The sequence below is a fragment of the Streptomyces spiralis genome, assembly GCF_014654675.1.
In the GTDB taxonomy this organism is placed as follows: Bacteria; Actinomycetota; Actinomycetes; order Streptomycetales; family Streptomycetaceae; genus Streptomyces; species Streptomyces spiralis.
Genome location: NZ_BNBC01000064.1, coordinates 20,207 through 46,323 on the forward strand (window position 1 = coordinate 20,207; position 26,117 = coordinate 46,323).

General features: G+C 70.6%; 31 protein-coding genes and 1 pseudogene. 15 read left to right on the plus strand and 17 right to left on the minus strand.

The window, feature by feature from the left end; all coding sequences use genetic code 11:
* Nucleotides 1-2 precede the first annotated feature (2 nt).
* From IE318_RS39735 to IE318_RS39745, 3 genes are all read right to left on the minus strand, one after another.
* Nucleotides 3-1,931, minus strand: coding sequence for a maleylacetate reductase and hydroxyquinol 1,2-dioxygenase domain-containing protein (locus tag IE318_RS39735; protein ID WP_189907748.1), 1,929 nt, complete (start codon nucleotides 1,929-1,931; stop codon nucleotides 3-5).
* Between the two features lie 210 nt (nucleotides 1,932-2,141).
* Complete coding sequence (locus tag IE318_RS39740; protein ID WP_189907749.1) at nucleotides 2,142-2,624, minus strand: ATP-binding protein; 483 nt, start codon at nucleotides 2,622-2,624, stop codon at nucleotides 2,142-2,144.
* A gap of 320 nt (nucleotides 2,625-2,944) precedes the next feature.
* Entirely contained in the window at nucleotides 2,945-3,610 is a 666-nt protein-coding gene (locus IE318_RS39745) for a nitroreductase family protein (RefSeq protein WP_189907750.1), read from the minus strand.
* Nucleotides 3,611-3,821: 211 nt separating this feature from the next.
* On the opposite strand from IE318_RS39745, the gene IE318_RS39750 reads away from it, so the two are divergent.
* From IE318_RS39750 to IE318_RS45705, 3 genes are all read left to right on the plus strand, one after another.
* Entirely contained in the window at nucleotides 3,822-4,451 is a 630-nt protein-coding gene (locus tag IE318_RS39750) for a cysteine hydrolase family protein (RefSeq protein ID WP_189907751.1), read from the plus strand.
* 97 nt (nucleotides 4,452-4,548) lie between these two features.
* Entirely contained in the window at nucleotides 4,549-6,750 is a 2,202-nt protein-coding gene (locus tag IE318_RS39755; RefSeq protein ID WP_308438626.1) for an FUSC family protein, read from the plus strand.
* Nucleotides 6,751-6,945: 195 nt separating this feature from the next.
* Nucleotides 6,946-7,119, plus strand: a complete 174-nt coding sequence (locus tag IE318_RS45705) for a hypothetical protein (protein ID WP_229904072.1) — start codon at nucleotides 6,946-6,948, stop codon at nucleotides 7,117-7,119.
* Between the two features lie 66 nt (nucleotides 7,120-7,185).
* Here the strand turns inward: IE318_RS45705 and IE318_RS39765 are convergent, their stop codons facing one another.
* The 3 genes and pseudogenes from IE318_RS39765 to IE318_RS46755 form a co-directional block, all read right to left on the minus strand.
* Nucleotides 7,186-7,719 carry a DUF4863 family protein gene (locus tag IE318_RS39765; RefSeq protein ID WP_189907752.1) on the minus strand — a complete coding sequence of 178 codons (534 nt, stop codon included), beginning with the start codon at nucleotides 7,717-7,719 and terminating at the stop codon, nucleotides 7,186-7,188.
* A gap of 173 nt (nucleotides 7,720-7,892) precedes the next feature.
* Nucleotides 7,893-8,270, minus strand: a complete 378-nt coding sequence (locus IE318_RS46750; RefSeq protein WP_373311422.1) for a TetR-like C-terminal domain-containing protein — start codon at nucleotides 8,268-8,270, stop codon at nucleotides 7,893-7,895.
* Between the two features lie 66 nt (nucleotides 8,271-8,336).
* Nucleotides 8,337-8,579: pseudogene (locus IE318_RS46755) on the minus strand (TetR/AcrR family transcriptional regulator); the annotation flags it as partial.
* A 507-nt stretch (nucleotides 8,580-9,086) separates the two neighbouring features.
* Here IE318_RS46755 and IE318_RS39775 point away from each other — a divergent pair.
* Nucleotides 9,087-9,827 carry a nitroreductase gene (locus tag IE318_RS39775; protein ID WP_189907754.1) on the plus strand — a complete coding sequence of 247 codons (741 nt, stop codon included), beginning with the start codon at nucleotides 9,087-9,089 and terminating at the stop codon, nucleotides 9,825-9,827.
* Nucleotides 9,828-9,865: 38 nt separating this feature from the next.
* Here IE318_RS39775 and IE318_RS39780 read toward each other — a convergent pair whose 3' ends face one another.
* A complete protein-coding gene (locus IE318_RS39780) occupies nucleotides 9,866-10,075 on the minus strand; it encodes a hypothetical protein (RefSeq protein WP_189907755.1) in 210 nt (69 codons plus the stop codon).
* 394 nt (nucleotides 10,076-10,469) lie between these two features.
* Between IE318_RS39780 and IE318_RS39785 the strand changes: the two genes are divergently transcribed.
* The 4 genes from IE318_RS39785 (at nucleotide 10,470) to IE318_RS39800 (ending at nucleotide 13,730) form a co-directional block, all read left to right on the plus strand.
* The gene (locus tag IE318_RS39785; protein ID WP_189907756.1) at nucleotides 10,470-11,756 is read left to right on the plus strand and encodes a molybdopterin-dependent oxidoreductase; all 1,287 of its coding nucleotides are present in this window, start codon (nucleotides 10,470-10,472) and stop codon (nucleotides 11,754-11,756) included.
* Complete coding sequence (locus IE318_RS39790) at nucleotides 11,753-12,232, plus strand: hypothetical protein (RefSeq protein WP_189907757.1); 480 nt, start codon at nucleotides 11,753-11,755, stop codon at nucleotides 12,230-12,232. The genes IE318_RS39785 and IE318_RS39790 overlap by 4 nt, the downstream gene beginning before the upstream one ends.
* Nucleotides 12,233-12,325: 93 nt before the next feature.
* Nucleotides 12,326-13,006, plus strand: coding sequence for a glycosyltransferase family 2 protein (locus IE318_RS39795; RefSeq protein ID WP_189907758.1), 681 nt, complete (start codon nucleotides 12,326-12,328; stop codon nucleotides 13,004-13,006).
* 40 nt (nucleotides 13,007-13,046) lie between these two features.
* Nucleotides 13,047-13,730 carry a class I SAM-dependent methyltransferase gene (locus IE318_RS39800; RefSeq protein WP_229904073.1) on the plus strand — a complete coding sequence of 228 codons (684 nt, stop codon included), beginning with the start codon at nucleotides 13,047-13,049 and terminating at the stop codon, nucleotides 13,728-13,730.
* A 188-nt stretch (nucleotides 13,731-13,918) separates the two neighbouring features.
* On the opposite strand, the gene IE318_RS39805 is transcribed toward IE318_RS39800, so the two are convergent.
* The 3 genes from IE318_RS39805 to IE318_RS39815 form a co-directional block, all read right to left on the minus strand.
* A complete protein-coding gene (locus tag IE318_RS39805; RefSeq protein ID WP_189907759.1) occupies nucleotides 13,919-14,593 on the minus strand; it encodes a haloacid dehalogenase type II in 675 nt (224 codons plus the stop codon).
* A gap of 78 nt (nucleotides 14,594-14,671) precedes the next feature.
* Entirely contained in the window at nucleotides 14,672-15,430 is a 759-nt protein-coding gene (locus tag IE318_RS39810) for an SDR family NAD(P)-dependent oxidoreductase (RefSeq protein ID WP_189907760.1), read from the minus strand.
* A gap of 61 nt (nucleotides 15,431-15,491) precedes the next feature.
* Nucleotides 15,492-16,151: a peroxiredoxin-like family protein gene (locus IE318_RS39815; protein ID WP_189907761.1), complete on the minus strand. Its 660-nt coding sequence runs from the start codon at nucleotides 16,149-16,151 to the stop codon at nucleotides 15,492-15,494.
* Nucleotides 16,152-16,281: 130 nt separating this feature from the next.
* Between IE318_RS39815 and IE318_RS39820 the strand changes: the two genes are divergently transcribed.
* The 6 genes from IE318_RS39820 to IE318_RS39845 all read left to right on the plus strand — a co-directional run bounded on the left by IE318_RS39820 (nucleotide 16,282) and on the right by IE318_RS39845 (nucleotide 20,190).
* On the plus strand, nucleotides 16,282-16,905 hold the full coding sequence (locus IE318_RS39820; RefSeq protein WP_189907762.1) for a TetR/AcrR family transcriptional regulator: 624 nt from the start codon (nucleotides 16,282-16,284) through the stop codon (nucleotides 16,903-16,905).
* 89 nt (nucleotides 16,906-16,994) lie between these two features.
* The gene (locus IE318_RS39825) at nucleotides 16,995-17,627 is read left to right on the plus strand and encodes a DUF6368 family protein (RefSeq protein WP_189907763.1); all 633 of its coding nucleotides are present in this window, start codon (nucleotides 16,995-16,997) and stop codon (nucleotides 17,625-17,627) included.
* A 54-nt stretch (nucleotides 17,628-17,681) separates the two neighbouring features.
* Entirely contained in the window at nucleotides 17,682-18,299 is a 618-nt protein-coding gene (locus IE318_RS45710; protein WP_229904074.1) for an ABC transporter permease, read from the plus strand.
* Nucleotides 18,300-18,328: 29 nt separating this feature from the next.
* Nucleotides 18,329-18,544 carry a glycine betaine ABC transporter substrate-binding protein gene (locus IE318_RS39835; protein ID WP_189907764.1) on the plus strand — a complete coding sequence of 72 codons (216 nt, stop codon included), beginning with the start codon at nucleotides 18,329-18,331 and terminating at the stop codon, nucleotides 18,542-18,544.
* A gap of 184 nt (nucleotides 18,545-18,728) precedes the next feature.
* Nucleotides 18,729-20,054, plus strand: coding sequence for a cytochrome P450 family protein (locus IE318_RS39840; RefSeq protein ID WP_308438627.1), 1,326 nt, complete (start codon nucleotides 18,729-18,731; stop codon nucleotides 20,052-20,054).
* Nucleotides 20,014-20,190: a 2-dehydropantoate 2-reductase N-terminal domain-containing protein gene (locus IE318_RS39845; RefSeq protein ID WP_373311421.1), complete on the plus strand. Its 177-nt coding sequence runs from the start codon at nucleotides 20,014-20,016 to the stop codon at nucleotides 20,188-20,190. Before IE318_RS39840 ends, IE318_RS39845 begins: the two co-directional genes overlap by 41 nt.
* Nucleotides 20,191-20,281: 91 nt before the next feature.
* Here the strand turns inward: IE318_RS39845 and IE318_RS39850 are convergent, their stop codons facing one another.
* Nucleotides 20,282-21,214, minus strand: a complete 933-nt coding sequence (locus tag IE318_RS39850; RefSeq protein ID WP_229904077.1) for a quinone oxidoreductase family protein — start codon at nucleotides 21,212-21,214, stop codon at nucleotides 20,282-20,284.
* Nucleotides 21,215-21,291: 77 nt separating this feature from the next.
* Between IE318_RS39850 and IE318_RS39855 the strand changes: the two genes are divergently transcribed.
* Nucleotides 21,292-21,438 carry a hypothetical protein gene (locus IE318_RS39855; protein ID WP_189907778.1) on the plus strand — a complete coding sequence of 49 codons (147 nt, stop codon included), beginning with the start codon at nucleotides 21,292-21,294 and terminating at the stop codon, nucleotides 21,436-21,438.
* On the opposite strand, the gene IE318_RS39860 is transcribed toward IE318_RS39855, so the two are convergent.
* The 6 genes from IE318_RS39860 to IE318_RS39885 all read right to left on the minus strand — a co-directional run.
* A complete protein-coding gene (locus IE318_RS39860) occupies nucleotides 21,401-22,027 on the minus strand; it encodes a TetR-like C-terminal domain-containing protein (RefSeq protein ID WP_189907766.1) in 627 nt (208 codons plus the stop codon). The two genes, IE318_RS39855 and IE318_RS39860, sit on opposite strands and share 38 nt — an antisense overlap.
* A 59-nt stretch (nucleotides 22,028-22,086) precedes the next feature.
* Nucleotides 22,087-22,986, minus strand: a complete 900-nt coding sequence (locus IE318_RS39865) for an SDR family NAD(P)-dependent oxidoreductase (RefSeq protein ID WP_189907767.1) — start codon at nucleotides 22,984-22,986, stop codon at nucleotides 22,087-22,089.
* A gap of 92 nt (nucleotides 22,987-23,078) precedes the next feature.
* Complete coding sequence (locus IE318_RS39870) at nucleotides 23,079-23,825, minus strand: SDR family oxidoreductase (RefSeq protein ID WP_189907768.1); 747 nt, start codon at nucleotides 23,823-23,825, stop codon at nucleotides 23,079-23,081.
* 162 nt (nucleotides 23,826-23,987) lie between these two features.
* Entirely contained in the window at nucleotides 23,988-25,256 is a 1,269-nt protein-coding gene (locus IE318_RS39875) for a SpoIIE family protein phosphatase (RefSeq protein ID WP_189907769.1), read from the minus strand.
* Nucleotides 25,257-25,345: 89 nt separating this feature from the next.
* Nucleotides 25,346-25,855 carry a hypothetical protein gene (locus IE318_RS39880; RefSeq protein WP_189907770.1) on the minus strand — a complete coding sequence of 170 codons (510 nt, stop codon included), beginning with the start codon at nucleotides 25,853-25,855 and terminating at the stop codon, nucleotides 25,346-25,348.
* The coding region (locus IE318_RS39885) for a hypothetical protein (protein ID WP_229904075.1) at nucleotides 25,852-26,117 on the minus strand (266 nt) is incomplete at its 5' end. The genes IE318_RS39885 and IE318_RS39880, both read right to left, overlap by 4 nt.

Consider the following 26,117-nt stretch of genomic DNA (forward strand, 5'->3'; position numbering starts at 1 on the left):
GGTCATCCGGCCAGGGGGGCGAGACGGAAGGTGTAGTCGAGACGGCACCACTCGCCGTCGAGCGGTCGGCCGTCGGGTGTGGGGCCGGTCTGGGGCGCGAAGTCGACGACGAGCTCGTCCTTCACGCCGAAGACGGTGTCGCTGTCCAGGTAGGCCCCGCCGGCCACGAACAGCTGGGTGACGAGCCGGCGGTGGCCGGGCGCGTCGAACATGAAGTGCAGGTGGGGCGCCCGGTAGGGGTGGCGTCCGACCGCGTCGAGCATCTGCCCGACCGGCCCGTCCCCGGGGATCGGGTAGTGCGAGGGCAGGATGGACCAGAACGTGATCCGTCCCTCGGCGTCGCTGCGCAGCCGGGCCCGCAGCACCGGCCCGTCCAGCTCGGGGAGCTGGACGTCGTAGAAGCCGTCCTCGTCGGACTGCCACACGTCCACGACCGCGTCCTTCACGGGGTGGCCGTCGGTGTCCGTGACCCGTACGTCCACCCACAGCGGGGTGCCGTGCAGCCCTCCGGAGATGTCACTGCCCGGCGCGGCCTCCGGAGGGCCCTCCACATAGAAGGGTCCGAGCACCGCGGACGGGGTGGTCTCGGGCGTACGGGAGTTGGTGAGCAGATCCACCGCGCTGGAGACGCCAAGGGTGTCCGACAGCAGGACGAACTCCTGGCGGGTCGGGCCGCAGATCTGTCCGGTGCGGGTGAGGAAGTCGATGGCGTACTGCCATTCGGCATCGGTGACGTCGTTGGCCGCGACGAAGGCATGCAGGTGCCGGACGAGGTCGCTCAGCAGGGTGCGGACGCGCGGGTCCGGGGCCTGCGCGAAACTGGCCACCACCTCCTCGGTGAGCCGGGCCAGCTTCGACTCCGCCGAGGGCGGGCCCTGGGGGCGGCGTCCCTGCCAGGCGCCGTCCAGCAGTTGGGCGATGCCCTCGGTGGTCAGCTCGCGCGGATTCGGGTACGGCGTCGAGGTGGCCAGCTCCGCCGCGCGGGCCAGGCCGGACTCCGGCATCCCCAGTTCGCGCAGCGAGGTGGGGCCGCCGAGGGAGACGACCAGGTCGTACACGCCGCTCGGGGCGTCGGGCACGCCCAGCGCCTCCGCGATGCGGCGCATCACGTCGGGCACGGCGGGCGCGTTGTAGGCCATGGCGTGCGGGAGCACGACGGTGTGCGTCTGGGCGTGTGGCAGATCGAAGCTGCCGCCGAGGGTGTGGCACAGCTTGTGGTGCAGGCCCATGCCGACCGTGGCGAGACAGTTCCCGGCGAGCCAGGCCGCGTGCAGCAGATCGGCCCGCGCCTCCCGATCGGCGGGATCGGCGGCCAGTCGGGGCAGCCCCCGCGCGATGCGGGAGACCGCGTCCAGGGCCTGCTGGTCGGTGACCGGGTCGGCGTCGGCGGAGTACAGCGCCTCCACGGCGTGCGCGAGGGCGTTGACGCCGCTGGTGACCGTCATGGGCAGCGGCAGGGTGAGGGTGAAGTCGACGTCGTAGACGACGGTTTCGGGCAGGATCGCCGGAGACGACCGGGTGACCTTGCGCCCGGCCCGGGTCTCGCCGAGCACGGGGGTCACCTCGGAACCGGCGTATGTGGTCGGCACGATCACCTGGGGGAGGTCCGTGCGCAGGGCCAGCGCCTTCGACAGGCCGGTCGTCGAGCCGCCCCCGACGGCGACGATGCCGTCGGCCGCGGCTCCCGTCAGCACCTCGAGCGCCTGCTCCGTCACCTCCACCGGGGTGTGCATCGCCGCGCCGTCGAACTCCGCCGCCAGCACGTCGCCGAGCGCCTCACGCACCCGAGCGGCGGCCTCCGCCACGGGCGGGCTGGACAGCAGCAGAATCCGGGAGCAGCCGAGCCGCTCGACCTCCTGACGCAGCCGGCCCACCGTGCCGGCGCCGAAGACCACCCGAGAGGGCGGGGATGTGTGGGCGAACGTCCGCATGGAGCTGTGCCTCCGCTTGTCAGCTGGGTACGTCGGTCGTCTGAGCCCCGAGTATGCGCAGCGTGACCAAGCGGTTTCCTGCACGTTGCGCGCGTCCGGCTGCACGAAACACGCGCGTGTTCCGCAGCCGGCGCGCCGCACACGACGGGCCTCGGGACGGCGCCTTCGTGCTTGTCCCGCGCCGCGGAGCGGCGGTCCCCCGCCAGGTTCCTACGCCGCCGGATTCGTCTCCCCCGCGGTGCCGGAGAACTGCCTGACGCGCAGCCGGGCGAGCACGCGGCAGCCGTCACGGCCGGGCCGGATCTCGACGTGGTCCGCCAGGTGTTCCACGATCCCCATGCCCCGACCGTGCTCGTCGGGTGCGACGTCGGGGTCCGCCACGTGAGCACGCGCGCCGAAGTCGGTGAGGGCGATGCCGAGCGTGTCGCCGTCGAGGTCCAGCTCCAGGGTCATGTCCGCGCGGCCGTGCAGGACCGCGTTCGCGGCCAGCTCGTCCACGATCAGTACGGCGGCGTCCTGCTCCTCGGTGCCGACCCCCCACCGGCGGAGCACGCCGGCAGCGAAGACGCGGACCGACGCCACCAGCACCGCCCGGGACGGCAGCGTCAGCACCGCACGCTGCCGCACCTGCCGAGAGCGGTCGCTCTCCCCGGGCACCCGTACACCGGAAGGCCTCGTGCCGATCGCGGTCATCGCCGCGCCTCCTTCCACCGGGAAGGACCACCTCCCCGCGCACTAATTGAACAATGAACAACTCCTTTCGCATTCCGGGCCCACGACCGACTCCGCTCCCGCCGATCCCGTAACGCCCCGTCAGAAGGGCTTGCGTGGAACCACGGAATCCCCCAAGGTGTTCGACGAGTTGGCCGCAGGCGCGGACGACGGTCATCTTCTTGTTCTCACGCGCCGGCCGTATCGATCACGAGCGTTGAGCAACTTGTCCGACGGGTGCGCAGCCCGCGCCGCCTCCGCACGCGACGGACTCCGCGGCACGGTGCGTGTCCGCCGCGGGGTCACTCGGCTGCGGGGGCCCACAAAGGCTCGGGGACGGTCGCCCCGAAGTGACCACCCCAGGCGTTCCGGCCGGCCACCTCATGGACCGGCCGCCGATTCGCGGCCACGCCCCAGCGGCCGAGCGGGTAACCGAGGGCGAGCATGACGTTCATCCTCCAGCCCTCGCCGGTGGGCACACCGAGGAGCTTGTGCACGGTGTCCTCCTCGTACCGCAGCACGGTCGTGATCACACCGCCCACCCCTTCCGCCCGCGCGGCGAGCAGGGTGCTCCAGATGGCGGGGTAGATGTTCGCGCCACCGTGATCGTCGATGGAGAACACGAAGAGCAGGAGGGGGATGTCGGCGAAGTGCTCGCTGAAGTAGTCGCCCGAGGCCTTGATCCTGCGCAGCGTGGCGGCGTGTTCCTCGGGGTCGTGGATCGTCTTGGCCAGCGCCCCTCCGGCGATGTCGGCGTACTCCTGTTGGCGGCACTTCCGGTAGAGCTCCGCGAGCTCGCTCTTGAGTGCGGGGTCGTCGACCGCCACGAAGTGCCAGCGCTGGGCGTTGCCGCCGTTCGGCGCCCGTATGGCGGCGTCGAGGATGCGGCACTGCGTCTCCAGCGGGACAGGGTCCTTACGCATCCGCCGCATCATCCTCGTGGTGTACAGGGCCTCGTACACGTCCATCCGGTCCTCCTGAGACGCCGATGACGGAGACGGCGCTGCACCACCGGGCGGGCACCCGGCTCCCCCAGCGGTTCGATCGACGAACAAGGGTTGGCCAACCTGGCACTCCCGTGACGCACCGCCGCTCATTACGTTACAGTCATTGATTGTAACGGTTGGCGCGGGCCGGCGGCCCGGCTGCCGACGACGACTTCTACGCCGGAGGACAGTCATGGCGAGTGACTACGAACGCGGTCGGGTGGGACTGCTTCTCGTCGACCTGGTCAACGAGAACTTCTCCGAGGACGGCAAGGCGTACTCCGTCTACGCCCCGGAGTACGAACGGCTGGGCACGATCGAGAACCTGAAGAGGCTCATCGCCGGGGTGCGGCGGCACAAGGACGTTCCCGTCTTCTACTCGAGGACCGCCTTCACCGATGAGGACTACTCGTCGTGGAAGCACGTCTCCGGGATCCACCGGCAGATGTTCGACAACCGGCTGTTCGAGGCGGACACCTGGAACACCGAGTTTCACGAGGCCCTGGCTCCCCAGCCGGGTGACGTGGTCCTCGCGCCGCACAAGAGCCTCGACGTGCTCCACCACACCGACCTGCAGTTCCAGCTGCGGCAGCGCAACGTCGAATACCTGGCCATCGCCGGGGTCTCCGGAATCATGGCCGTGGAGTCGACGGCCCGCACCGCGATGGAGTGCGGCTACCACGTCACGACGTTCACCGACGCCATCGCCGCTCCCGGTGGCCTGGTCACCTACCAGGCGATGATGCGCGGCCTGACCATGGTCTCCCACCGCGTGGCCGGCGTCGACGACTTCCTGGCCTCGCTCGGCGAGCCGGCGGCGTGACACGTCGCCATCGGTCCGGTGAAGACATCCGGTGAAGAGAGATGACGAGGGCATGCGGCGGGCACGAGTGAGGCCGGCTGACGTCCGGGATCGGTTCGTGGCATCCGATCCCGGTCTGCTCCGGCTGCTGTCCGCGCTCAGCACGGTCTGCGCGGTGCTGCTGGCACTCGGCGCCCTCGCGGCGCTGCACGCGCCGGTGCCGATCCTGGTGGCGGGCGCCCTCACCGCCATGGTCGGCACGGTGGCGGTCACCGAGCGCCGGCCGCACGACCAGGCGCTGACCCTGGCGGCCGGAGTACCCGTCTCGCTGGCGGTCATGGCGGTCGGCAGCGCGCTGACGCCGTACCGGGTCCTGGCGGACGTGGTGTTCGTGCTGCTGATCTTCGCCGCCCTCCACATCCGGCGGCTGGGCCCGCGCGCGACCACGCTGGGCGTCTTCGCCTTCCAGCTGTACTTCGTGACCCAGTTCGTCGGAACGCGCCTGGCACAGCTGCCGCACCTGGTCCTGGCCGTGCTGGTGGCCTTCGCCGGCTCGGCGCTGGTCCGGTTCGCCATCCTGCGCACGCCGCCCGAGCGGACGCTGGCGCGGCTGGAGCGGGCTTTCCGGCTGCGGCTGGGCTTGGTGCTGGACGCGCTGATCGAGGTCGCCGAAGGCGGACCGCAGGCGCCACGGGCCGAGCGGGCGGTCGACGACCTGCGCCGGCAAGTGGCCCGTCTGCACACGTGCGCGCTGATGATCCAGAGCTGGCTGGGAGCCGGAGCCCCCGGCCGGGGCGTCGCGGCCACGATCCAGCGCCGTGTGGCAGAAGCGGAGACGGCCGTGGAACGGCTGGCCATCCTCGTGATGCGGCTCCTGTGGCCCGGTGCCGACATCGACACCCTGACCCGGCACCTGACGCAGATCGGCGGCGCCGGCCCCTGCCTCGGCGCCCAGGACGCGGCGGGGCTGCCGGAGCTGACCGAGCAACTGCGTGTGCTGCGCGCCGCTGCCGGTCCGGGTCGGCCGCGGCCGGCGTGGACCGAGCGCGCCGAGGTCGGCGACCGCCGGCTCGGCGATCGGGACGAGGTGCACCTGTCCGACGTGTCCCCGGCGATGCGGGACGTCTTCCGGTCCGCCGGGGAGTTGGCGCGCGCCCTGTCCGGCCTGCGCCTGGCAGCCGACGGACACACGCCGGCGCCCCGGGACTCCCAAGAGCCGGCGCGGACCGAGGAGCCGGAGGCGGAGGGTTCGGCTTCGGCGAAGGACATCGTGCCGAGGTGGCCGGAGCGCACCCGCATCCGTCCCACCACCAGGACCGCGCTCCAGGTCGCCACAGGATCGGCGCTGGCCATCGGCGGCGGTGAACTGCTGTCGCCGCAGCGCTGGTACTGGGCCGTGTTCACGTGCTGGGTGGTGTTCATCAGCACCACCTCCACCGGGGAGATCCTCGTCAGGGGGTACCGCCGGCTGGTCGGCACGGTGGCTGGTGTCGTCACCGGGCTCGCCCTCTCAGCCCTCATCGGCGGACACACCTGGGCGGCCTTCGCCTTGGCGATGCTCAGCGTGTTCGGGATGTACTACACGACCGCGGTGTCCTACACGTTGATGTCCTTCTTCGTCACCACGATGATCGGCATGCTGTACACCCTGCTCCACGCCCTCACCCCCGGCGTGCTGGCCGTGCGGATCGAGGAGACCGCGCTGGGGATCGCGTGCGGGCTGGCCTCGGCACTGCTCGTACTGCCGGCGCGGACCCGGGAACGCACCGACCGGTTGCTGCACGAGGTGTTGGAGCGGCTGCGCGCGGTGCTCTCCCAGTCGCTGGCACGGATGGGCGGCGAACCCGTCGCGGATCTGCTCGGTCCGGCCCGCGCGCTGGATTCGGCCCTGGACAGCCTGCGCCTGGCAGTGCAGCCGCTGATCACTCCGATCAGCCCGTTGCGGTCCCGGCGGCGCACCGCGCTCGCCGTGCTGGGGCTGCTCGAGACGGCGGCCCTGCACACCCGCAGCCTGGCCGGCACCGCCGAACTGATGCCGGCCGGCATCCGCATCGGCACCGATCCGTACCTCGTGGACGAGGCCGGCCGGATCGACCGCAACCTCGCGGTTCTGATCGGCCAGGTGGCCGGCCAAGGCGGGGACGGCACCCCGCTCGAGCGCGGATCCGGGATTCCCGCCCACCTCTCGGTGGGTGCCGACGGGGCGCGTGCCGAGGACGCGTACGCGACGCGGCGGGTGCTACGGCACCTGCGACGGGTGGACGAGAGCATCCACGGCCTGGCTCGCGCGCTCAACATGTCCGTCTGCAACGACACGTGACGACGCTGATCCTTGGACGTCTGCCTCGGTGGACGCGACCCGGACCATCGTGGCGACGGGGGTCACCGCCCGCGTCGAGGCCGAAGACGTCCGGCCTGGCAGCAAGGAGGCGTTCGAGCAGGCGGTCGCCCGAGCCCTCCCCCGTGTTCCTCGAGACGGCGGCTGCCACAGCACAGCGTCGAACGGCACCGCGTCGTGGAGCATCCGCGGCGCCGCCGGCTGGTCGTGCGCCGGGAGAGCGTCGAGCACTACACCGTGAGGTTCCCGGCCTTCGTCGGCTTCCGCCGGTGGCGGGCGCCGGCGGGTACCTACTTCTACTTCGCGACGCCGCCCGGGGTGGAGCACACCCGCACGGCCCTGTCCGGGTGACGACGCCGTGCCCGAACCGCTCCTTCCCCGCCCCGGACGCCGTCCGTGGCCCGCTGTGGCGCCGCCCTATGCGGCCGCACCGGTGGACCGGGAGGGACGGATGTCGTAGGAGATGCGTCCGGCGGGCAGGTAGAACAGGGCGATCAGCGCGCCTCCCCGTACCTCGGGGTAGTGGTGGCTGCCCGGGGCGGGCGCGGTCCAGCCCGGTCCCTGCCAGCCGTTCGGCCCCACCAGTTGGGCGCCGGGGTCGACGGGGACGACGAGGTTCAGTTCGCCGTACGGGTGCGCGTGGTACTGGCCCCGGTAGCGCTCGATGCTGTTCATGTAGACGGCGGTGATGCTGAAGTAGTGGGTCTCCGCCGTGGGTTCGGCGATGACGCTGCGGCGGTAGCGGGGTCCGTCCACCTCGATGTTCGCCGCCCAGCCCTCCTCCACGACACCGATCCTGATCAGGCGCGCGAGGTCCTGATAGAGCTCGCTGTCGGGGCCGTAGGTGGTGTTCAGCCAGCTCTCCAGGTCGTTGCCGGCCGTACGGTTCCTGACCTCGGCCAGGAACGGGATGCTGCGCTCGATCAGTGCCTTGCGGCTGTCCTCGCTCATGCGCGGAGTCCTCTCATGTCGCCAGGGGGTCTGACACAAGAACGATGCCTGAGCAATTCGTTACAGTCAATGACTGTAACGAAAGGCTCGCGTCCGTGTCCGCCGAAGCCGGACGAAGCGGCGCCGGACGCGGTCCGGGGCCGCGCCCGCTCGGCACCGCCCCGAAGGCCTCGTCAGACGGGGCGGTTCCCGCCGTCCACGGCGAGCGCCGGCCAGACCGCGCCGACGACCCGCTCCGCGAAGTCGTCCGCGACCGCGTTGCCGGTCCGCAGGTAGTCGGCGAAGTAGCTGCCGAAACACAGGGTGACGATCATGTCCAGGTCCACGTCCTCGCGTACGGCGCCACGGCGCTGCAGCGAGACCAGCGTCATCAGGAGTTCCTCGCAGCGGGGCCGCACACCGTGCTCCCGCAACTGCTCGAGCAGGCCGGGCGCGCGCTCCACCTCCGCCATGAAGTTGCCGTGCAGGGCCATGGCCCGCTCGTTGTGGTAGCGGGGGTCAAGACGCCGTACCGCTTCGACGAGCGCCTCGCGCGGAGCCAACTGCTCCATGTCCAGCGGCGGGTAGGCCTCTCGCTGCTTGCGCAGCCCGTACTGCAGGGCGTCGATGACGAGGTCGTACTTGTTCGCCCACCGCCGGTACAGGGTCGGCCGGGTGACGCCGGCGTCCGCGACGACGTCCCCGATCGTCATGGAGGAGTAGCCGTCGGTGGCCAGCCGCTTGCGCGTGGCCTGGATGATCGCCTCCTCGATCGCCGGATCCCGGGGCCGTCCGCCGGCAGGCGCGGCCGGCTGCGCCTCCGCGCGCCCCTCGCGCGCACCGGCCCGCTCACCGGAACGCGTCGCCTTCGCCTTCGCCATCTCATCCCTTCCGACGCACCAGCCAGACGGAGCGGGGTCTGCCCTCGGCTCCCCCGCCGCACCAGCACACTACGCGAACTCCGGCCCGCCGCCCGTAGCGCCTCCATCGGCTCCTCAGGCGATTTTCTTTACAACCCTTGACTGTAACTGAAGTCGTCCTTAGCGTGACGCCGACCACGGAGGTGGTGACGTGACCGAAGGCGAGGACCCCACGATGGCGACCGCGCAGCTGCCGATCGACCACGGCGTTCCGGCGGCCGATGCCACCGGGAGCCGGAACGTCCGGGCTCGGACGAGACCATGGCCCCGGCGCGGTACGAGCCGGACCGCACCGCCGCCCGGAGACCGCCCGGCCACCGGGCGCCCGGAGACAAGGACGACGAGAGAGCCGGCCGCGACGGGCCGGCCGGCTCTCAGGGGCGCCACGACGAGCACACCGTCTCCCCCACCCGCCGGAGACGACGCCTCCGGCACCCTCCCGTCCACGGCCCGTGCATGGAAACGATCATGAACCGCACTCCCGCCACGGCGCCGACCCCCGCCCCGGCCGCCACCCCGGTCACGGTGGAGGACGCCCTCCGCAGCCGGCGCAGCGTGCGAGCGTTCCTGCCGACACCCGTCCCCCGGTCCACGGTCGAACGGCTCCTGGCACTGGCGGCCCGGTCCGCCAGCAACTCCAACTGCCAGCCCTGGCAGGTCCACGTCGTGAGCGGGGCGGCGAAACGCTCACTCACCGCGGCCCTTCTGCGGTCCCACGCCGGCGACGACGCGGGGCGGGGACGGGACTACGCCTACCAGCCGGAGCGGGACGGCTGGCACGAGCCGTTCCGGTCACGACGCCGCCGGTTCGGTGAGAGCCTGTACCGCGACACGCTCGGGATCCGGGCCGACGACACCGACGCACGGCTCGACCATCACCGGCGCAACTACGACTTCTTCGGCGCGCCCGTCGGCATCGTCCTCACCACCAGCCGCCACCCGCTGCAGAGCGCCCTCGTCGATGCGGGCCTGTTCCTGCAGGCCCTGATGCTCGCCGCGCGCGGCGACGGCCTGGACACCTGCCCCCAGGCGTCCGTCATCGACTTCTCTCCCGTGCTGCGCCGGCACCTGCCGATCCCCGACGACCAGCTGATCGTCTGTGGAGTCGCCCTCGGGTACGCCGACCCCGCGCACCGCCTGAACCGGCTGCGCACCCCGCGCGAACCCGTCGTTTCCTTTGCGACCTTCCACGAAGACGAAGCCGGCTGACCGCCGCCCGAGCCCGATTCGGTCCAGGCCCACGAAGGTCAGCAACCGCGCCGGCCGGGTGGTCCGCGATGTGCGTGGTCCGGTGCTGCGGTCGGGGAGTCGATCAGAATGTGGTCGGTGCGGGTGCGCAGCGCCGGCCCGAAGTCTTCGAACCGGTGGAGCTGCGTCAGGTACTCGCCGGTCTCCATCAGCCGCGCCGTGCGATGCCGCGCCGCCAGCCGTCCACCAGGGCCGGCGACCAGATCCACGCCATCGCCACGGCCCACGCCACCCACGGCAGCGCGCTCCAGGGCTGCCGTGCGGCGAGGGCCGGACCGTACCCGACGACGGGGATGGCGACCGCCGCCGTGAGGGGCGTGCCTGGTCCCGCCGGCGGGGCGTGCTGTCCGACAGGGGCTGGTCGTGTCCGTCCCGGGACGCCTCCGCGGGACCGGGTGCCGAAACGGCGCCTACGGGGGTCTGCGGACTCGCGAAGAAGGAGTTCACCCGCCGCACCCTAGGCACGCAGCACTCCCCCGGTCACGGCGGCTCAGCAGGACGTCAGACTTCCGCAAGGACCGAATGCGGTCCTGGACGACGTCAGACTTTCGTCACGAGCCGATCCGGTCACCTGCGAAGTTCGTGCACCTAGGGTCAGCCCACATGAAAGCCTCCCCTGCCCGCCGGCCAGGTCCCTGGCGCAGCCCGCTGCGCGGCCCATGGCTCACATCGGTGTTCGGCGCCGTGCTGCTCGTCGGCATCCCGGTGCTGTTCCTCACCGGCCTGCTGTCGTACGCCGCATACAACCCGGACCTGTCGCACGTGAACGACAAAACCCCGGGCAAGGGCCTGCTCGGCTTCTACCTCTTCTCCTGGCCCACGCACCCGTACTGGCTCTATCGGGTGAACCAGGGCGTGCACGTCACCCTTGGGATCGTGCTGGTGCCCGTGCTGCTGGCCAAGCTCTGGTCGGTGGTCCCGAAACTGTTCACCCTGCCGCCCGTGCGCTCGGCCGGCCACGCCCTGGAGCGGCTGTCGCTGCTGCTCCTCGTCGGCGGCGGGCTGTTCGAGTTCGCCACCGGCATCCTCAACGTGCAGCTCGACTACATCTTCCCCGGCTCGTTCTACCCTCTTCACTTCTACGGCGCCTGGGTATTCTTCGGCGCCGTGCTCGCCCATGTGGCGCTCAAACTACCCGCCGCGGTAAAGGCGTTGCGCAGTCGCGACCTGCGAGCCGAACTGCGAACCCCGACCTCCCGGACCCGGCCGGAGCCCTTCGACGCGACCGGGCTGGTCCCGCCGGACCCCGCGGCTCCCACCATCTCCCGGCGTGGTGCGCTCGGGATGGTCGGGCTCGGCTCGATCGCGCTCCTGGTGGTGACGGCCGGGCAGAGCATCGGCGGGCCGCTGCGCCGCACCGCCCTGCTCGCGCCGCACGGCCGCTCCCCAGGCACCGGCCCCGGGGGCTTCCCCGTGAACAAGCCCGCGGCTGCCGCCCACATCCGGCCCCAAGACGTCGGTCCGGACTGGCGGTTGACGGTCAGCGGCGTGGGCGGCAGCGTCCGGTTGAGCCTCGTCGACCTGCAACGGATGGCCCAGCGCCGCTCGGCTCTGCCCATCGCGTGCGTCGAAGGCTGGTCCACCAACGACCAGCACTGGGAGGGCGTGCGGCTGCGGGACCTCGCCGCGCTGGTCGGCCATACGGAGGATCCGCCGGGGGTGTTCGTCGAGTCGGTTCAACTGGCCGGCTCCTTCCGCGCGGTGGCGCTCAGCGCGGGCCAGGTGCGGGACGGCCGTTCGCTGCTGGCCTTGCGGGTCAACGACGCGCCGCTGACGCCCGACCATGGCTACCCGGCTCGCGTCATCGTGCCTGCCGCGCCAGGCGTGATGAACACCAAGTGGGTCGGCCGTCTCACCTTCGGCGCCACCGACTTCCCGGGGCGGGCATGAAGCGGCTCTTCCACGTCCTGTACGGCGAACCCTGGTGGCATCTCGTTGCCCTGCTCGCCTCGTTCGCCCTGTGCGGCTACGCCCTGGCCCAACTGCTCGCCGGCGACTGGTGGGGCGTGGTCCAGTGGGCGGTCGGCGCCGCCGTCATCCACGACCTCGTGGCCGTCCCGCTGTACGGCAGCGCGGACTGGCTCCTGCACCGGGCGGTGCGCGCAGGCCGGCCACGTTCGCCACGCCGCATCGCCGTCGTGAACCACATCCGCATCCCGGCGTTCGTCTCGCTCATCCTGCTCCTCGTCTACTGGCCGCTCATCTCCATGGACAGCAGCGCGCAGTTCCGGACCGCGACGCTGCTCGACCCGGGTGTCTTCCGGTCGCGGTGGCTGGCTGTCACCGGGGTGCTGTTCGGCCTCTCGGGCCTCCACCTGGCCTTTCGCCTGTGGCGTGATCGGGATGATTCGAAACCCACCACCTGAGGACGCGCATCCCTCTGCCCCTGCGGCTCTTGGCACCACACGCTGTCCAGCTCGCGAAACGTCACACCGCCATGCCCGACCAGGAGGTACCCCATGACACCCACCGCTGATGTTGTCCTGCCCTGCCTCGAGGAGGCCAGGGCGCTGCCCTGGGCGCTGGAACGGATCCCGCCCGGGTGGCGGGCCATCGTCGCGGACCACAGATCCAGCGCCGGTTCCGCGTGGACCGCCGCCAACCGGGGGGCAACCGCGGGGCGCGACCTGCGTCGAGGCTTCGGGGCCGCTCGTCACGCCGGACTCCTCCCCGCCGAGGCCGAGTTCGTCTGCGTCTGCGACTGCTACGTCTCCCTTGATCCTCCGCTGCTGGTCGGCTTTGCCGACCGGATCGCGGCCGTTGACACCGATCTCGTGCTCGGCCGCCGCCGACCGGCCGCTCGCGGCGCGTTCCCGCCGCACGCCCGCGCCGGCAATGCCGCCCTGGCTCGCATGCCGCGCCGGCGTACTGGCCTGTACCTGCGCGGCCTCGGCGCGATGCGAGCCGCTCGTCGCCGCACGCTGCTCGGCCGGAATGTCGAGGGCCGGCGCAGCGGCTGCCCGCTGGAGACCGTGGTCTCGGCCGCCGACGCGGGCCGGCGCATCGTCGAGAGGGGCATGCGCTACCGCCCGCGCACTGGCAGGTCCGAGGTCACCGATACCTGGCACGCCGTCCATGACATGCCCGCTGTCCTTTCCGCACCGGCACAGGCGGACCAGAGCCGGACAGGTGCCCGATGACGACGCTCATGGTGATCGCCGAGGAAACGGCGGGTGTGCGGTGACCCTCCCCATGCACCTGTCCGCGGCACCGGCGTGGTCCACCGCAGACCCGTACGCCGAGGCGCTGCGGACAGGACGCGGTCCCCTGTACCTGTGCTGTCCTGACGGGCGCCTGCTGCCGCTGGACGTCGAGCGGTGGTGCGCTCCGCCGGACCCGGCCGACCGCACTGTGCTGGCCGCCTGCGGCAGTCACGTGCTGGACGTCGGATGCGGACCGGGCCGGATGGTCACGGCACTGGCCACCCGAGGCCGGACCGTGCTGGGCATCGACGTCAACGCCGACGCCGTCCGGCGCACGCACGCCGATGGCGGGTCTGCCCTTGTCCGGTCGGTCTTCGACCGGGTACCCCGGGAAGGACACTGGCGTACCGCCCTGCTGATGGACGGCAACATTGGCATCGGCGGCGACCCCGGCGCGCTGCTGACGCGGCTGCGGCACCTGCTGCGTCCCGGCGGCATGCTCATCGTCGAGACCACGGCCGGGCCGCCGGACCGCGACGAACGCCTGCTCGTCCGCCTCCACGACGGCTCCCGAGCCCACGGCCCGCACTTCCCATGGGCCGTCCTCGGCCGGGACGCCCTGGAGCGACACGCCAGTGCAGCCGGATGGACCATGTCGGCGTCGTGGACCAGGGCTGGTCGCGCCTTCACCTCCCTGCACACTCCGGGAGCGCCGAGGTAGGCGGTTCTCAGGAACGCCGGACAGCCCTCGTGCGCGGGGCGACGGGCGCGGTTGCTGTACGCCTGTCTGTGGGGGTAAGGGTTGTGCTGCTGGCCGCCTGACGGGGTCGTTCGACCGCGCAGGAGCACGGGTGCCGTCCGATGCGGCACGGTTGGCTGCAGGAGGCCACCGGTGGCCGGAGTTGCCGTTCAGCGGCAGTCGCGTTCGATGATGAGGTCAGCCAGCTCTTCGAGGTTGCCGGCGACGATGTCAGGCTGCGGGCCGATGGGGCTGAGCACGGCGCCGGAGCGTTGCAGGAATGCCGCCTTGCAGCCGGCGTGCAGGGCGCCTGTCACGTCCCAGGAGTGGGCGGCGATCAGGCGTACGTCGGCGGGGTGGACGTCGAATGCGGTGGCGACCGAGAGGTACGGTTCGGGCGCGGGCTTGAGCCGGCGGACGGTGTCGGCCGACATCACACGGTCGAAGAGGTCCCGGATTCCGGCGTTGCGCAGTTGCTGTTCCGCCACGTCCTGGACGGAGTTCGTCAGGGCCACCAGGTGCAGGGGGGTGGCTGCCAGTCGTCCGAGGGCCGCGGGCACCTCGGGATGGGGCGGCAGTGAACTCATCAGAGCCACAGTGGCGTCGACCTGCTCGTCGTTCAGCGATGAGCCCGCACGCTGGGCGATCATGTGGAGGGCTGCTCGCTGGGCCGTGGTGAAATCGACGTAGGAGCCGGTGATGCCGCCAGTGAAGGACAGTTGCAGCATCTGGGTGAACCATTGCGCCCTGAAGGCGGCGTTGCCGAAGAGCGCTTCGAACGCCGGGTCCAGTGCGGTCAGATCCAGCAGCGTCTCGTTGACGTCGAAAGCCAGTACTCGGGTCACAGCAGGCAATCCGTTCCATGTAGGGGCGGGGCGGGTGTGCATCGGTCGCGCGACGACGGGGTCAGGGCTGTGTTGCCGTCAGCGGGAGTCGTGGACGTCCCAGACCTGGCCGGTGGCGTCGTCGGTGAGCCGGGCTATGAGAGAGAGCGCGGAGTCTTCGGCGCTGATCAGCTTGCCCTCCTCGTGGCTGCGTACGAAGCGCGTGTAGGTAGCCGCATCGAGGCGTCCTCCTCCGGTACGGCGGATCAGGGCCTGCATGGCGGTGTCCACGGATCCGGGCCTGTAGACATTGACGGTCACGCCTGTACCCGTCAGTTCGGTGGCGAGGTTGAGCGTGTGGGCTTCCAGAGCGGCCTTGGTGGCCGCGTAGGCGTTGCCGCCGATCATTGTCTCGGGGCGGGCGACGATGCCGCTCGAGACGTTGACGATGCGGCCCCATCCTGCTGCGGTCATCCGGGGCAGCAGTGCCGCGGACAGCGCGGCAGGGGTGATCACATTGAGGCGGAACGCTGCGTTCCAGGTGTCGGGCGTCATGTCGGTGCTGTGGCCGAGGGGTTCGACGGTGGCCGCGTTGTTGATGAGGATGTCGGGGCTGCCAAGCTCCGCGGTCACCCGGTGCACGATGTCCGGCACCGTGCGGGGATCGCCCAGGTCTGCGTTGACGGCGAGGGCGCTGCCACCGCGGGATGCAACGAGCTGGACGGTGCGGGAGAGCTCGTCCTGGCTGCGTGCGACGCACCCCACCCGCACGCCGGACTCGGCGAGGCCCGTGGCGAGGGCGCGTCCGATTCCTCGGCCCGCCCCCGTGACCAGGGCGACCTTGCCATACAGGGACACCTACTGCTCCGTTCGGATGGGGAGGGTGCCGGGCGTCGGCATGCCCGATGTGCGGGGCGGGTCAGCCGACCGTCTGCGCGACGGCCTTGAGGATCTGGATGGGCTCAGTGCGAGTGGTGTAGTTGGGGTGGACGTCGATCCAGCGCACTACGCCCTCGGCATCGACGACGACCACAGTCGGCATGACGATGTCAGGGGTACCGTCCGCGTTCATCTCGGCGAGGTCCAGACCGAGGGATGCCTGTGCCTGCAGGGTTCGGTCGTTGGGCCGGGTGACGATGCCCAGGGCGTGGCCGAGTACGTTGCCGGGGTCGGACAGGACGGCGTAGGACAACTCGTTGGTCTCGGCCATGGTCAGCGAACCGTCCGGCCTCTGCGGGCTGACAGCGATCAGGGCGACGCCCCGCTCTTCCAGCTCTGGGGCCAGCTCGCGTTGATAGGTGCGCAGAGCCACATTGCAGTACGGGCACCACGCGCCACGGTAGAACACGATGACGGCGGGCTGGCCTGCGCGCGTCTGCCGCAGGGTGGTGGGGTTTCCGTGGGCGTCCAGCAGTTGGGCCTCCGGCATGGCCGTGCCCGCCTCCGTGACGCCGGCCGGCACTCCGGCGGCATCCAGCTTCAGTTCCTCGGCGTGAAAAGCCTCCAGCGCGTCGGCCGGCACCTGAGTGGCCATGGTCTCGGTGAGGGCAGCTACCTGGTCGGCTATGGGACTGGTCATGTCCGTCCTTGCTACGAGGGGAAGGGGTGGGGAGCCTGGGACAGATTTTAGATCGACAGCTCTAATCCTGGGTCGCACAAATTGGAATGTCAACTCTAAAAATGGCGGGCCGACCTGTTAACCTGGCCGGGTGAACAGCAGTACGGAGACGCGGCGCCTGACCGCGAAGGGGCGTGCCACGCGCGACCGCATCGTGGCCGCAGCCGCGGCTGTCATGTACGACCAGGGCGTGGCGGGCACCAGCACGGAGGACGTCCTCACGGCCGCCCAGGTATCCAGTCCCTCGCAGCTGTACCACTACTTCGGCGACAAGAAGTCTCTGGTCCAAGCCGTGATCGAGTACCAGACCGAGCGTGTTCTCGGATTCCAGCGGCCCCTACTGCGCCGCCTGGACAGTTTCGAGGCACTGGAGGCGTGGCGCGATGCCGTCGTCCAGGCACAGCATGCGCGCGGCTGCCGGGGTGGCTGCCCCATCGGATCCTTGGCCTCCGAACTGTCGGATGCGGATCCGCAGGCCCGCACAAAGCTCGCGGAGGGCTACGCACAATGGGAGGGCGCCATCCGCGACGGGCTGGCGTCCATGCAGGAGCGAGGCGAACTGGATGAGGAAGCCGATGCCGGTGACCTCTCCCTCGCCCTGCTGACCGCGCTGCAAGGTGGTCTGCTCATGACGCAGATGCGGCGCGACACGCTCGCCCTCGAAGCCGTTCTGAACGCGATGATCGACCGCATCCGCTGCCACGCCGTCGGCTAGGGCTCCGAGGGCATACGTTCGCCGGGTCGGCGGCGTCGGTGTGGGAACGATTCGAGCGGTGGCGGAGCCGATCGAACTAGGCTCCCAGCATGTCTGGTCCGACGTTGGTGATCGAGTTGGCGGAGCCGCTCTCCCCGGCTGCGCTGCGGGAGTTCCGCGCGTTGATGGTGGGGCTCTCCTCCCACTTCGACGAGAAGCGGCCCGGGTTCTTCGACGTCAACGTGCCCGCAGAGCGACTGGGCGTCGAGGACAGGCGGGAGGAGGACTGGCGAAAGCCGTTCCCGCTTCCACTCCTCGGCAGCACCTCCGCGGACGAGGAGCTCACGGCCCTGGTGGGATTCAATCCGCAGCGCGAGGACTGGCGTCGGCCCTTCCTGGTCTACTTGATGGGGCCGGGTGTGGGCGACGAGAGCATCTTCGAGGCTGAGCACGCGGACGAGCCCGAGGTGGAGGCCGTCCTCGGCTTCAGGCCGACCCATGCCGTCAATGTCAGCGCCGGCTGCAATGGCGAGATCGACCACGTGGCCACGGCCCTGCTGACGGCCGCTGTCATGGACGTCATCGGGGGCGTGGCCAAAGCCGAACTGCTGGACGGACAGGTGTCGGTCGTCGCCGGCCTTCCGGGGGTGTTGGGGATCGCGGACGACGACTGGATGGTGCTGGGAACGGCGGAGTTCCTGCGGGCCTGGGTCGGCCACCCCGCCTTCCGGCTGGTCAAGTAGCCCAGAAGATCGGCTGCAGATCTTCTCTTTACGGATGCGGGCGCGCTCGCGCCGTTGGGCGGCCAGCACATCGGGCTGATCGCCGTACCGCAGATCCTGACCAGCACCTACGCCGGCGTCCAGGCCCTCGATCCCGCCGTCCGTGACGCGGCCCGAGGGTGTGGCATGACCCCGCTCCAGATCACCCTCAAGGTCGAACTGCCCATCGCGGCACCGCTGATCATCTCCGGCATCCGCAGCGCCACTGTTCAGGTCATCGCCACGCTGACCGTCGCCGCCTACGCGCCGCTCGTGGGCGCACTGGGACGGCTGATCGTCGACGGCCGGCAGGACCTCGCCGACCCCCGCCACGGCTACCCCGCGATGCTCGCCGCCGGCATCACCGTCGCCGTGCTCGCCATCGCGGCCGACGTCTTCCTCCCGCTCGCGCAGCGCCACCTCACGCGAAGCCCCCGGCTCCTCCCGGACCACCGTCCCGCACCAGGCCACCGGAGCCGGCGCCGACGCCGAGCCGGCGGCTCCCCTCCCGGCCTCCCCGGGGAGGGTCACCATGGGGGGTCGGCCGACTTTCCCGAGTCGGAGCTGCTGGCCCATCTCTACGCCGGCGCGAAGAGTGCCCGTGGCGTCGTCGTCCAGATCCACACCAACTCGGCGAGCGCGCCGCCTACATGAGCGCCCTCAGGCAGGGCTCCATCGGAGCGGTGCCCGAGTACACCGGGCGCCGTCCTCACGTATCTGGCGACATCGTGCCCCTCTTCAAGCGGGACGTCCTGACTCAGCCCATGGCCGATGCCTGCAACGCAGTTTCGGCCAAGCTGACCACGACCGTCCTCGGCGAACTCGACGCACAGGTCGCCAAGGGCGCCGACCCGGAAGCCGTTGCCCGCACATGGCTTTCCGCCGACGGTCTGGCCTGAATCACGATCCGCTTCCCGGCCAACCCGCAGCAGGCGGCATCGCCGTCCCTTCGACCATGGAGCAGGATCGTCGGCAGCAGCCAGCGCCTGCGGGCGAACGGAGCCGTGCAGGCCGGCGGTTTCGCCCCGTCCCGTGCCCGACATCGAAGCCATTCGGCACCACCATCTCCCACCGACGAGAGGCGTGCAGTTGTCAACTGACGAGCAGGATCCCTACGTTCTCGACCCCGCAGGCCACGACCTACGCGCGGAGGGTGCCCGGCTCCGCGCCCGAGGCCCCGTCACGAAGGTGATGCTCCCCGGCAACATCCCGGCGTGGTCGGTCACCAGCCAGACCGCCCTCGAACAGCTCCTGACCGATCCGCGGGTCTCGAAGGATCCCCGCCGGCACTGGCCCCGGTTCATCGCAGGGGAGATCACTCCCCAATGGCCGCTGTACGCCTGGGTGTCCGTCACCAACATGTTCACCGCTTACGGCAGCGACCACCGCAGGCTGCGCCGCCTGGTCACGCCGGCCTTCACGGCCCGCCGGACCGCGCAGCTGCGCCCTCAGGTCGAGCGCATCGTGACGGGTGTGCTGGACGATCTTCCTCGCGCCGCGGTCGACGGTGTGGTGGACCTGCGGCAGCACTTCGCCTACCTCATCCCGGTGCAGGTGATCACACAGCTCATGGGCGTTCCCGAGGGCTCCATGGCGGTCGGCTTCCGCACCTGCGTCGACAACATCTTCAACACGGGACTCAGCCCGCAGGAAGCCGCCGACAATTACCACACCACCTACGGCCTGCTCAACGACCTGGTCGAACACCGCAGGAGGCAGCCGGGGGACGACCTCACGAGCTACTTGGTCTCGGCCGGCGACAGCAACGAGTCACTGACCGAGGCAGAAGTCGTCGACACCCTCCTTCTGATCATCGCAGCCGGCCACGAGACCACCGTGAACCTGCTCGACAACGCCGTCTTCGCCCTGCTCACCAGCCCGGACCAGCACAACCTCGTCCGCACCGGCCAGGTCGCCTGGAACGACGTCATCGAGGAAAGCCTGCGCGTCGACGCCCCGGTGGCCCACCTGCCCCTGCGCTACGCCGTCGAGGACATCACCATCGCGGGCACGACCATCTCCCAGGGGGACGCCATCCTGGCGTCCTACGCGGCAGCCGGCCAGGACCCCGGGCGCCACGGCCCGACCGCAGGAGTCTTCGACGCGACCCGGGAGAACAAGGACCATCTCGCCTTCGGCCACGGTGTGCACTACTGCCTGGGGGCGCCGCTGGCCCGTATGGAGGCCGCCACCGCGCTCCCGGCACTGTTCGAACGCTTCCCTTCCCTCGCACTGGCCCAGCCGCCAGGAAGCATCGAGCCGGTGCCCTCGTTCATTTCCCAGGGACACCGCAGCCTGCCCGTGACGCTCGCCCGGAACAGCGAGGCGGCGCCGCGCACGACGGGTCACCGGACCAGGCGTCATCACCGTGACGATCCTGACGAGGAAGGGAATACATCGTGCGCGTAGCCGTCATGGGGGCAGGGGTGCCGGGGGCTGCTTCGGTGCCCGGCTCGCCGCAGGTGGCCACGAGGTCAGGTTCGTCGCCCGCGGTCGGCATCTGAAGGCCATACGGGAACGCGGGTTGCTGGTCCGCAGCCCGTAGGGCGAGCTCAAGGTGCCGGCGACGTCGGTGGTGCCGACCATGCCGAGGACGGCGGAGCTCGCTCCCGGGCCGAGGCTGATTCGGAGATGGGTTACGGCACCAGGACGATCTTCCCGGTGGTGTGACCGGCCATGCTCTCGCGATGGGCTGCGGCGGCCGCACGCAGCGGGTGGCTGGAAGCGATCAGGATGCGCAGTCGTCCTGCTGCCGCGGCTTCCGTGAGCTGCAGGCGGGCGGCCTCCCTGATCCCGGTGCCGGGGTCGGCGCCGGGCCCGCCGCCGAGGAGCTTGATCCCGGCCTGGGCCCCGCGCTCGAATCCCGCGATGGTGGCGATGCGGGAACGGTCGGTCACGAGTTCCACGGAGACGTCCACTGCCTCGTCGGTGCCCACCAAGTCGGCCGCCGCGTGGATCCCTTCCGGCGCCGCCACCCGTACGCGGCCCGCCAGTCCCGGCCCGTAGGCGACCGGGATCGCGCCCAGCTCTCTCAGCAGTTCGTGCTTGACCGGGTTTGCCGTCGCGAGGACGGTGGCGCCGCGTGCCACGGCCAGCTGGACGGCCACCAGGCCGACCCCTCCCGCGGCCCCATGGATCAGCACCGTATCGCCCTTGCCGAGTCCGATCGCTTCGAGGACGTGTACGGCGGTCGCGCCGGCGACCATCAGCCCGCCGGCCTGTTCCCAGGACAGTTCGGCGGGCTTCGGCACAACGGACGAGGCCGGTACGACGAGTTCCGCGGCGTACGCGCCGGGCGCGCGATAGGCGATCACCTCGTCGCCCACCCGGACGGGACCTGCCGGACCGGTCGCGTCGGCGCCCACCGCGGTGACGACGCCTGCCGCTTCGGCACCCAGCCGCATCGGCAGCTTCGCCGGATCGGCTCCGAAGGCGCCGCTGTACATCTTGTAGTCGAAGGGATTGACACCGACCGCTCGGACCGCGATGCGCACCTCGCCGGGCCCGGGTTCCGGAACCTCGACGTCGATCACCGACAGGGCCTCAGGACCGCCGTATGCGCTCGCCACTACTGCTTCGCTCATACCCGTCGGCAACACGTTGCTGAGGGCGATCATTCCGCCATCCCTCTCGGATCCTCATGCTGGTGGCTGCACCCCTGTTCCCCAAGGAGATCCACTGGATCGAGGGTGCCGGTCACGTCGACCTCTACGACGTGGAGCGCCATGTCGGCCCGGCGTTGGAGAAGCTGACGCTCAGGGCGTCCCCGGGGACGGGGCGATGCCGTCGATGAGGTTGGAGACCAGGGCGACGACGAAGTCGTCGGTCACGGGTTCGTCCGGGATCAGCAAGCGGTGGTAGACCGCGCCCCACAGCTGGTCGACGAGGACCTGGACGTCGACCTCGTCCCGGATCTGGCCCTGTTCCCGGGCACGCAGCAGTCGCTCGCCGGCCAGCCGTCGCCGTTCGGAGGAGTACAGCGAGCGGAAGGCAGTGGCCAGGTTCTCGTCCGTCTGGGACTGGCCGATCAGTTCGGTCACCACCCGGCCGGCCGGTGTGCGGGTCATGATGCGAGCGAAGGCACGAAGCTGGCTCGTGAGGTCGGCGCGGATGTCACCGGTGTCCTCGAAGGCGAGGGTCTCCTGGACGGCGTGGAAGTAGCCGTCCAGGGCGAGGGAGCCCTTGGAGGGCCACCACTTGTGCAGCGTGGTCTTGCTGACACCGGACAGGCGGGCCACCCGTTCGAAGGTCAGGTCGGCGATTCCCTCCTGCAGGAGGATCTCCCCGACCACGCGGAAGACGTCCGCGCGGACCTCGTCGGCCGGGCGGCGGCCGCGCCCGCGGGCCGGGCGCTCGTCGGCGCCCTCGGCCTGCTTCGTCACGATGTCTCTCCCTCGGTCGTTCTCGGACCGGATCAGTGTAGAAAGCCGTTCGTCAGCAGTCAGGACGGTGCTCCCTCGACGTGGAGGAGTTCGCCGAAGCCGAGACGGGTGACGAACTGCTCCTGGGCCCGGCGCATGACCTCGTTGACCTCCTCGACACCGGCCTGGCTGAAGTCGACGACGGTCCGGAAGGGGCGGGTGCCGGGCGGAAGAGCGAGAACACGGGCGATTTCCTCGGCCACGGCACGCGGGTGGGCGTCCACCCCGGGCGGGAACAGTGCCTCCGTGGCCTCCTCATTGCGGGCCACCATCGCATCCAGCGCGGCATAGGCGCGGGTGCGGTCCTTGTCTCCGGCGTGGCCGGCGTTGGGAAAGTGCTCCGTTCCCTGGGTGAAGGGCCCCGGCATCACGATCGTCGTCTCGATGCCGAACTGCCCGACCTCGTACGCCGTGACCTGGGCGAGCGCGTCAGCGGCGAACTTCGAGGCCACGTAAGGGCCCAGGAAGGGCGGCACCACCACCGAGGTCGTGCTGCCGACGTAGAGGAGAGTGCCGGAGCGGCGTGAGCGCATGTGCGGCAGGACAGCCCGGTTGACGCGCTGGATGCCGACCGCGTTGATGTCCAGCAGGTGCTGGACGTCCTCGGGGGTGAACGCCTCGACGTAGCCGACGTAGAGGTGTCCGGCGTTGTGGACGACCGTGTCGAGCCGGCCGGCCTCGTCGAGGACGGTCGCCACGGCCGCTTCGGCCGACGCCTCCGACTGCACGTCGAGTTCTACGACACGGATGTCCTGCCCCTCGCGACGGCCCAGTTCCAGGAGTTCCTCGGCATGGCTGGCATTGCGGCCACGGACCTCGCGCATGCTGGCGTAGACGGTGTGGCCGGCGGCGGCGAGCTCATGTGCGGTGAGGTTGCCGATGCCGGTGGCGGCACCGGTGATGAGAACGACGGATGACATGGGAGGTTCCCTTCAGGGTTGGCTTCTTCGAGTCGCCGGGTCGGTGGTCGTGGTGCCGGGTCGGGGCCGGTTGTAGTGCCGGGTCGGGGCCGTCAGGCGAGGCCACCGTTGGTGTAGAGGACCTGGCCGTTGACCCAGCGGGCGGGGCCGGCCAGGAAGGCGACCGACTCGGCGACGTCCTCGGGCTCGCCCAGCCGCTCCAGCGGGGTGGCCTTGGCGAAGTTGGCGATGGTGGCCTCGTCCTTGCCCTCGAGGAAGAGCGGAGTGGCGATCGGGCCGGGGGCGACGGTGTTGACGGTGATGTCCTTGCCGCGCAGTTCGCGGGCGAGGATCAGCGTGATGCCCTGCACCGCGGCCTTGCTGGCCACGTACGCGCCGTACGTGGGCAGTTGGGTGCGGGTGACGGAGGTGGACACGTTGATGATCGCGCCACCGGGACGGACGCGGCGGGCGGCCTGCTGGGAGACGACGAAGGTGCCGCGGATGTTCGTGCGGTGCATCCGGTCCAGGTCGTCCAGGTCGAGCGCGGCGATCGGTGCGAGCACCATGATCCCGGCGGCGTTGACCACGACGTCGATGCCGCCGAACGCGGTCTCGACGGCGTCGAATGCCGCTTCCATCGCGTGCTCGTCGGCGACGTCCCCGCCGATGGCGATGGCCTGACCGCCGGATGCGGTGATCTCTTCCACGACGGCGTCGGCCTTTGCCTTGTTACCGGCGTAGTGCACCCCGAGGGCGAATCCGTCCTTGGCGAGCCGCTCGACGACGGCCTTGCCGATGCCGCCGGAACCTCCGGTGACAAGGGCGACACGGGGAGTGGTGCTGTGGGTGGTGGTCATGGGTCTCTCTCTTCCGCTCGATATGAACGCTGAGTCCATATAACCAGAATATGAACGGCGCGTCCACATCTTTGGGTGAGAGCATCCTTGCCGGAGCGCTGCGACACCGCGGCGATGCCGCTGGGACGCCGCCGCGATGCCCGGCGCGTGGTTCCTCGAGGATCAGGACGGCCGGGTCGTTCCGTCCAGGCGGACGACGACCATGGCGATGTCGTCGCGGGCGCCGCTGGCGAGGTTCAGGCGGGCCAGGAGGGCGTCGGCGAGGTGTTCCGCGCCCATCCCGGTGCAGGTGGCGAGGGCGGAGGTCAGGCGGGTCAGGCCGACATCGATGTCCTCCCCGCGGCGCTCGATCAGGCCGTCGGTGTAGAGGATGAGGGTGTCACCGGGGGTGTAGGTCGCGGTGGCCTGGGGGCGGGGGACGTGTTCGAAGCGGGCACCCAGCGGTGGGTCGGTGGCCAGGTCGAGCAGCTCGCAGGAGCCATCGGGGTGCAGCAGGACGGGCGGGGGGTGACCGGCGCTGCTGTAGATGAGCAGTTGGCTGTGGCAGTCGACCAGGACCTGGACGACGGTGGCGGCCAGTGCCCCCTCGACCGAGCGCGCGTACAACCCCAGCACCTCCAGGGCCTGTGCAGGGCCGTGGACGGTACGGCTGGCGGCACTCAGCGCGCTGCGGAGCATGCCCATGACGGTGGCGGCCGCCAGTCCATGGCCGACCACGTCACCGACCGCGACGGCGAAGCGGCCCGAGCACAGGTTGACCACGTCGTACCAGTCGCCGCCCACGTTCAGTGAGCCGGCCGCCGGCAGGTACCGCACGGCGACGTCCGGATGCTGGGCCAGATCCGGAGAGTGGAGCATGGCTTCCTGCAGGGCGAGGGCGATGCGCCGCTCACGGGCGTGAGCCTGCCGCAGTTCCTCGTTCAACCGCTGCAGCTGCCGCGCCCGGGCGTACAGCTCGGCTTCCATGGCCGCCTCCCTGCCGGGACTGATCGACGGCAGGTGCGCCGTGCGGCGGCCCAGGACGACCTGGGTCATGTCCTCCGACCGGTGGATGATCCAGGCGACCTTTCCGTCCGGGCCGAGGACGGGCACGTTGATCGCGGACCACCACCGTTCCTTGAACACCTCGGGATTGTCGGCGACCGGGATGTCGTACTTCTGCAGCGGCATCTGATCGGTCTGGCCGGAGGACAGGACACGGTGCAGTGAGGATTTCAGCGTCGCCACCCCGTCGGCCTCCGGGTCGGCGGGGTTCTCCGGGAAGGTGTCGAAGAGGTACTGCCCGACGAGCTCGGCCCGGCTCCGTCCGGTCACCTCGCAGAAGGCCGCGTTGGCATCAGCGATCACCAGGTCCGTGCCGAGCACCAGGCACGGGCTTGGAAAGGCGGTGAACACCGCCGTGTAGTCGATCTCCGGTGCCGTCACACGCATTCCCTGCGTATTAATCACTCTTCCCTCAATTTACAGCTCCCGCGCCCGTCGAGCCCGCTCATGGGACAGTGGGCGGCGGCTGCGTACGCTCATCGGACGCGCCCCTTGGCCGGGGCCCGCGTGGCTGCCCGGGGTCCGGGCAGCCGGGGTCGTTCAGCAGGCGTCTGCGAGTTCTTCGATCTCGTCGGCGAGGCGGTGGTCGGGGTGGTGGAACTGAGCGCCGGCGAGTTCTTCGACTTTGAGGCGCTCGACGGCTTCACGCAGGGCCCCGGACGGACTCTCCGGCCTGCGCTGACCCCAGGCGTCGGTGGGGTGAGGTGGATGTCGGTGTCGAGGTTGAGAGCCTGGCCGGCCCAGTGGTCGGAGTCGCGGAGCTCACCGCGGACCAGGTGGAACAGGTGCAGGCAGTAGGCCGCGGTGGCGTTGCCGGCGCCTGCGGCGAACTGCCACCACCACAGGGCGCCGTCGGGTTCCTGGGCAAGGTTGAGCAGGCAGCCGAAGTGCAGGGCGCCGTCGGCGTCGAAGGGGATGTCGGCGATGCGGGCCAGGCAGCCGGCCGCTTCGGTGCTGTGGATGAGTTCGGTGGACAGGGATGTCAACGCGGCTTCCGCGCGGTCGAGGGTCGTGGGGTAGTAGCCCTCGGGGCGGGCCGGGCGCCGAACATCAGCGTGGCGGTGACGTCACGGACGATCTCCTGCTGCAAGGCGTCCAGGTCGGCTTCGGTGACCGTGTCCGGGACGGTGGCCTGGTCGAGAATCTCGTCGAAGCTGCGCGGCACGGTCTTACTGGCTCTAACAAAAGGCTGTTGATCATGTGACTGTCGGCTTGTCCGCTCGTTGATGTGGTCGTGGGGATGAGACA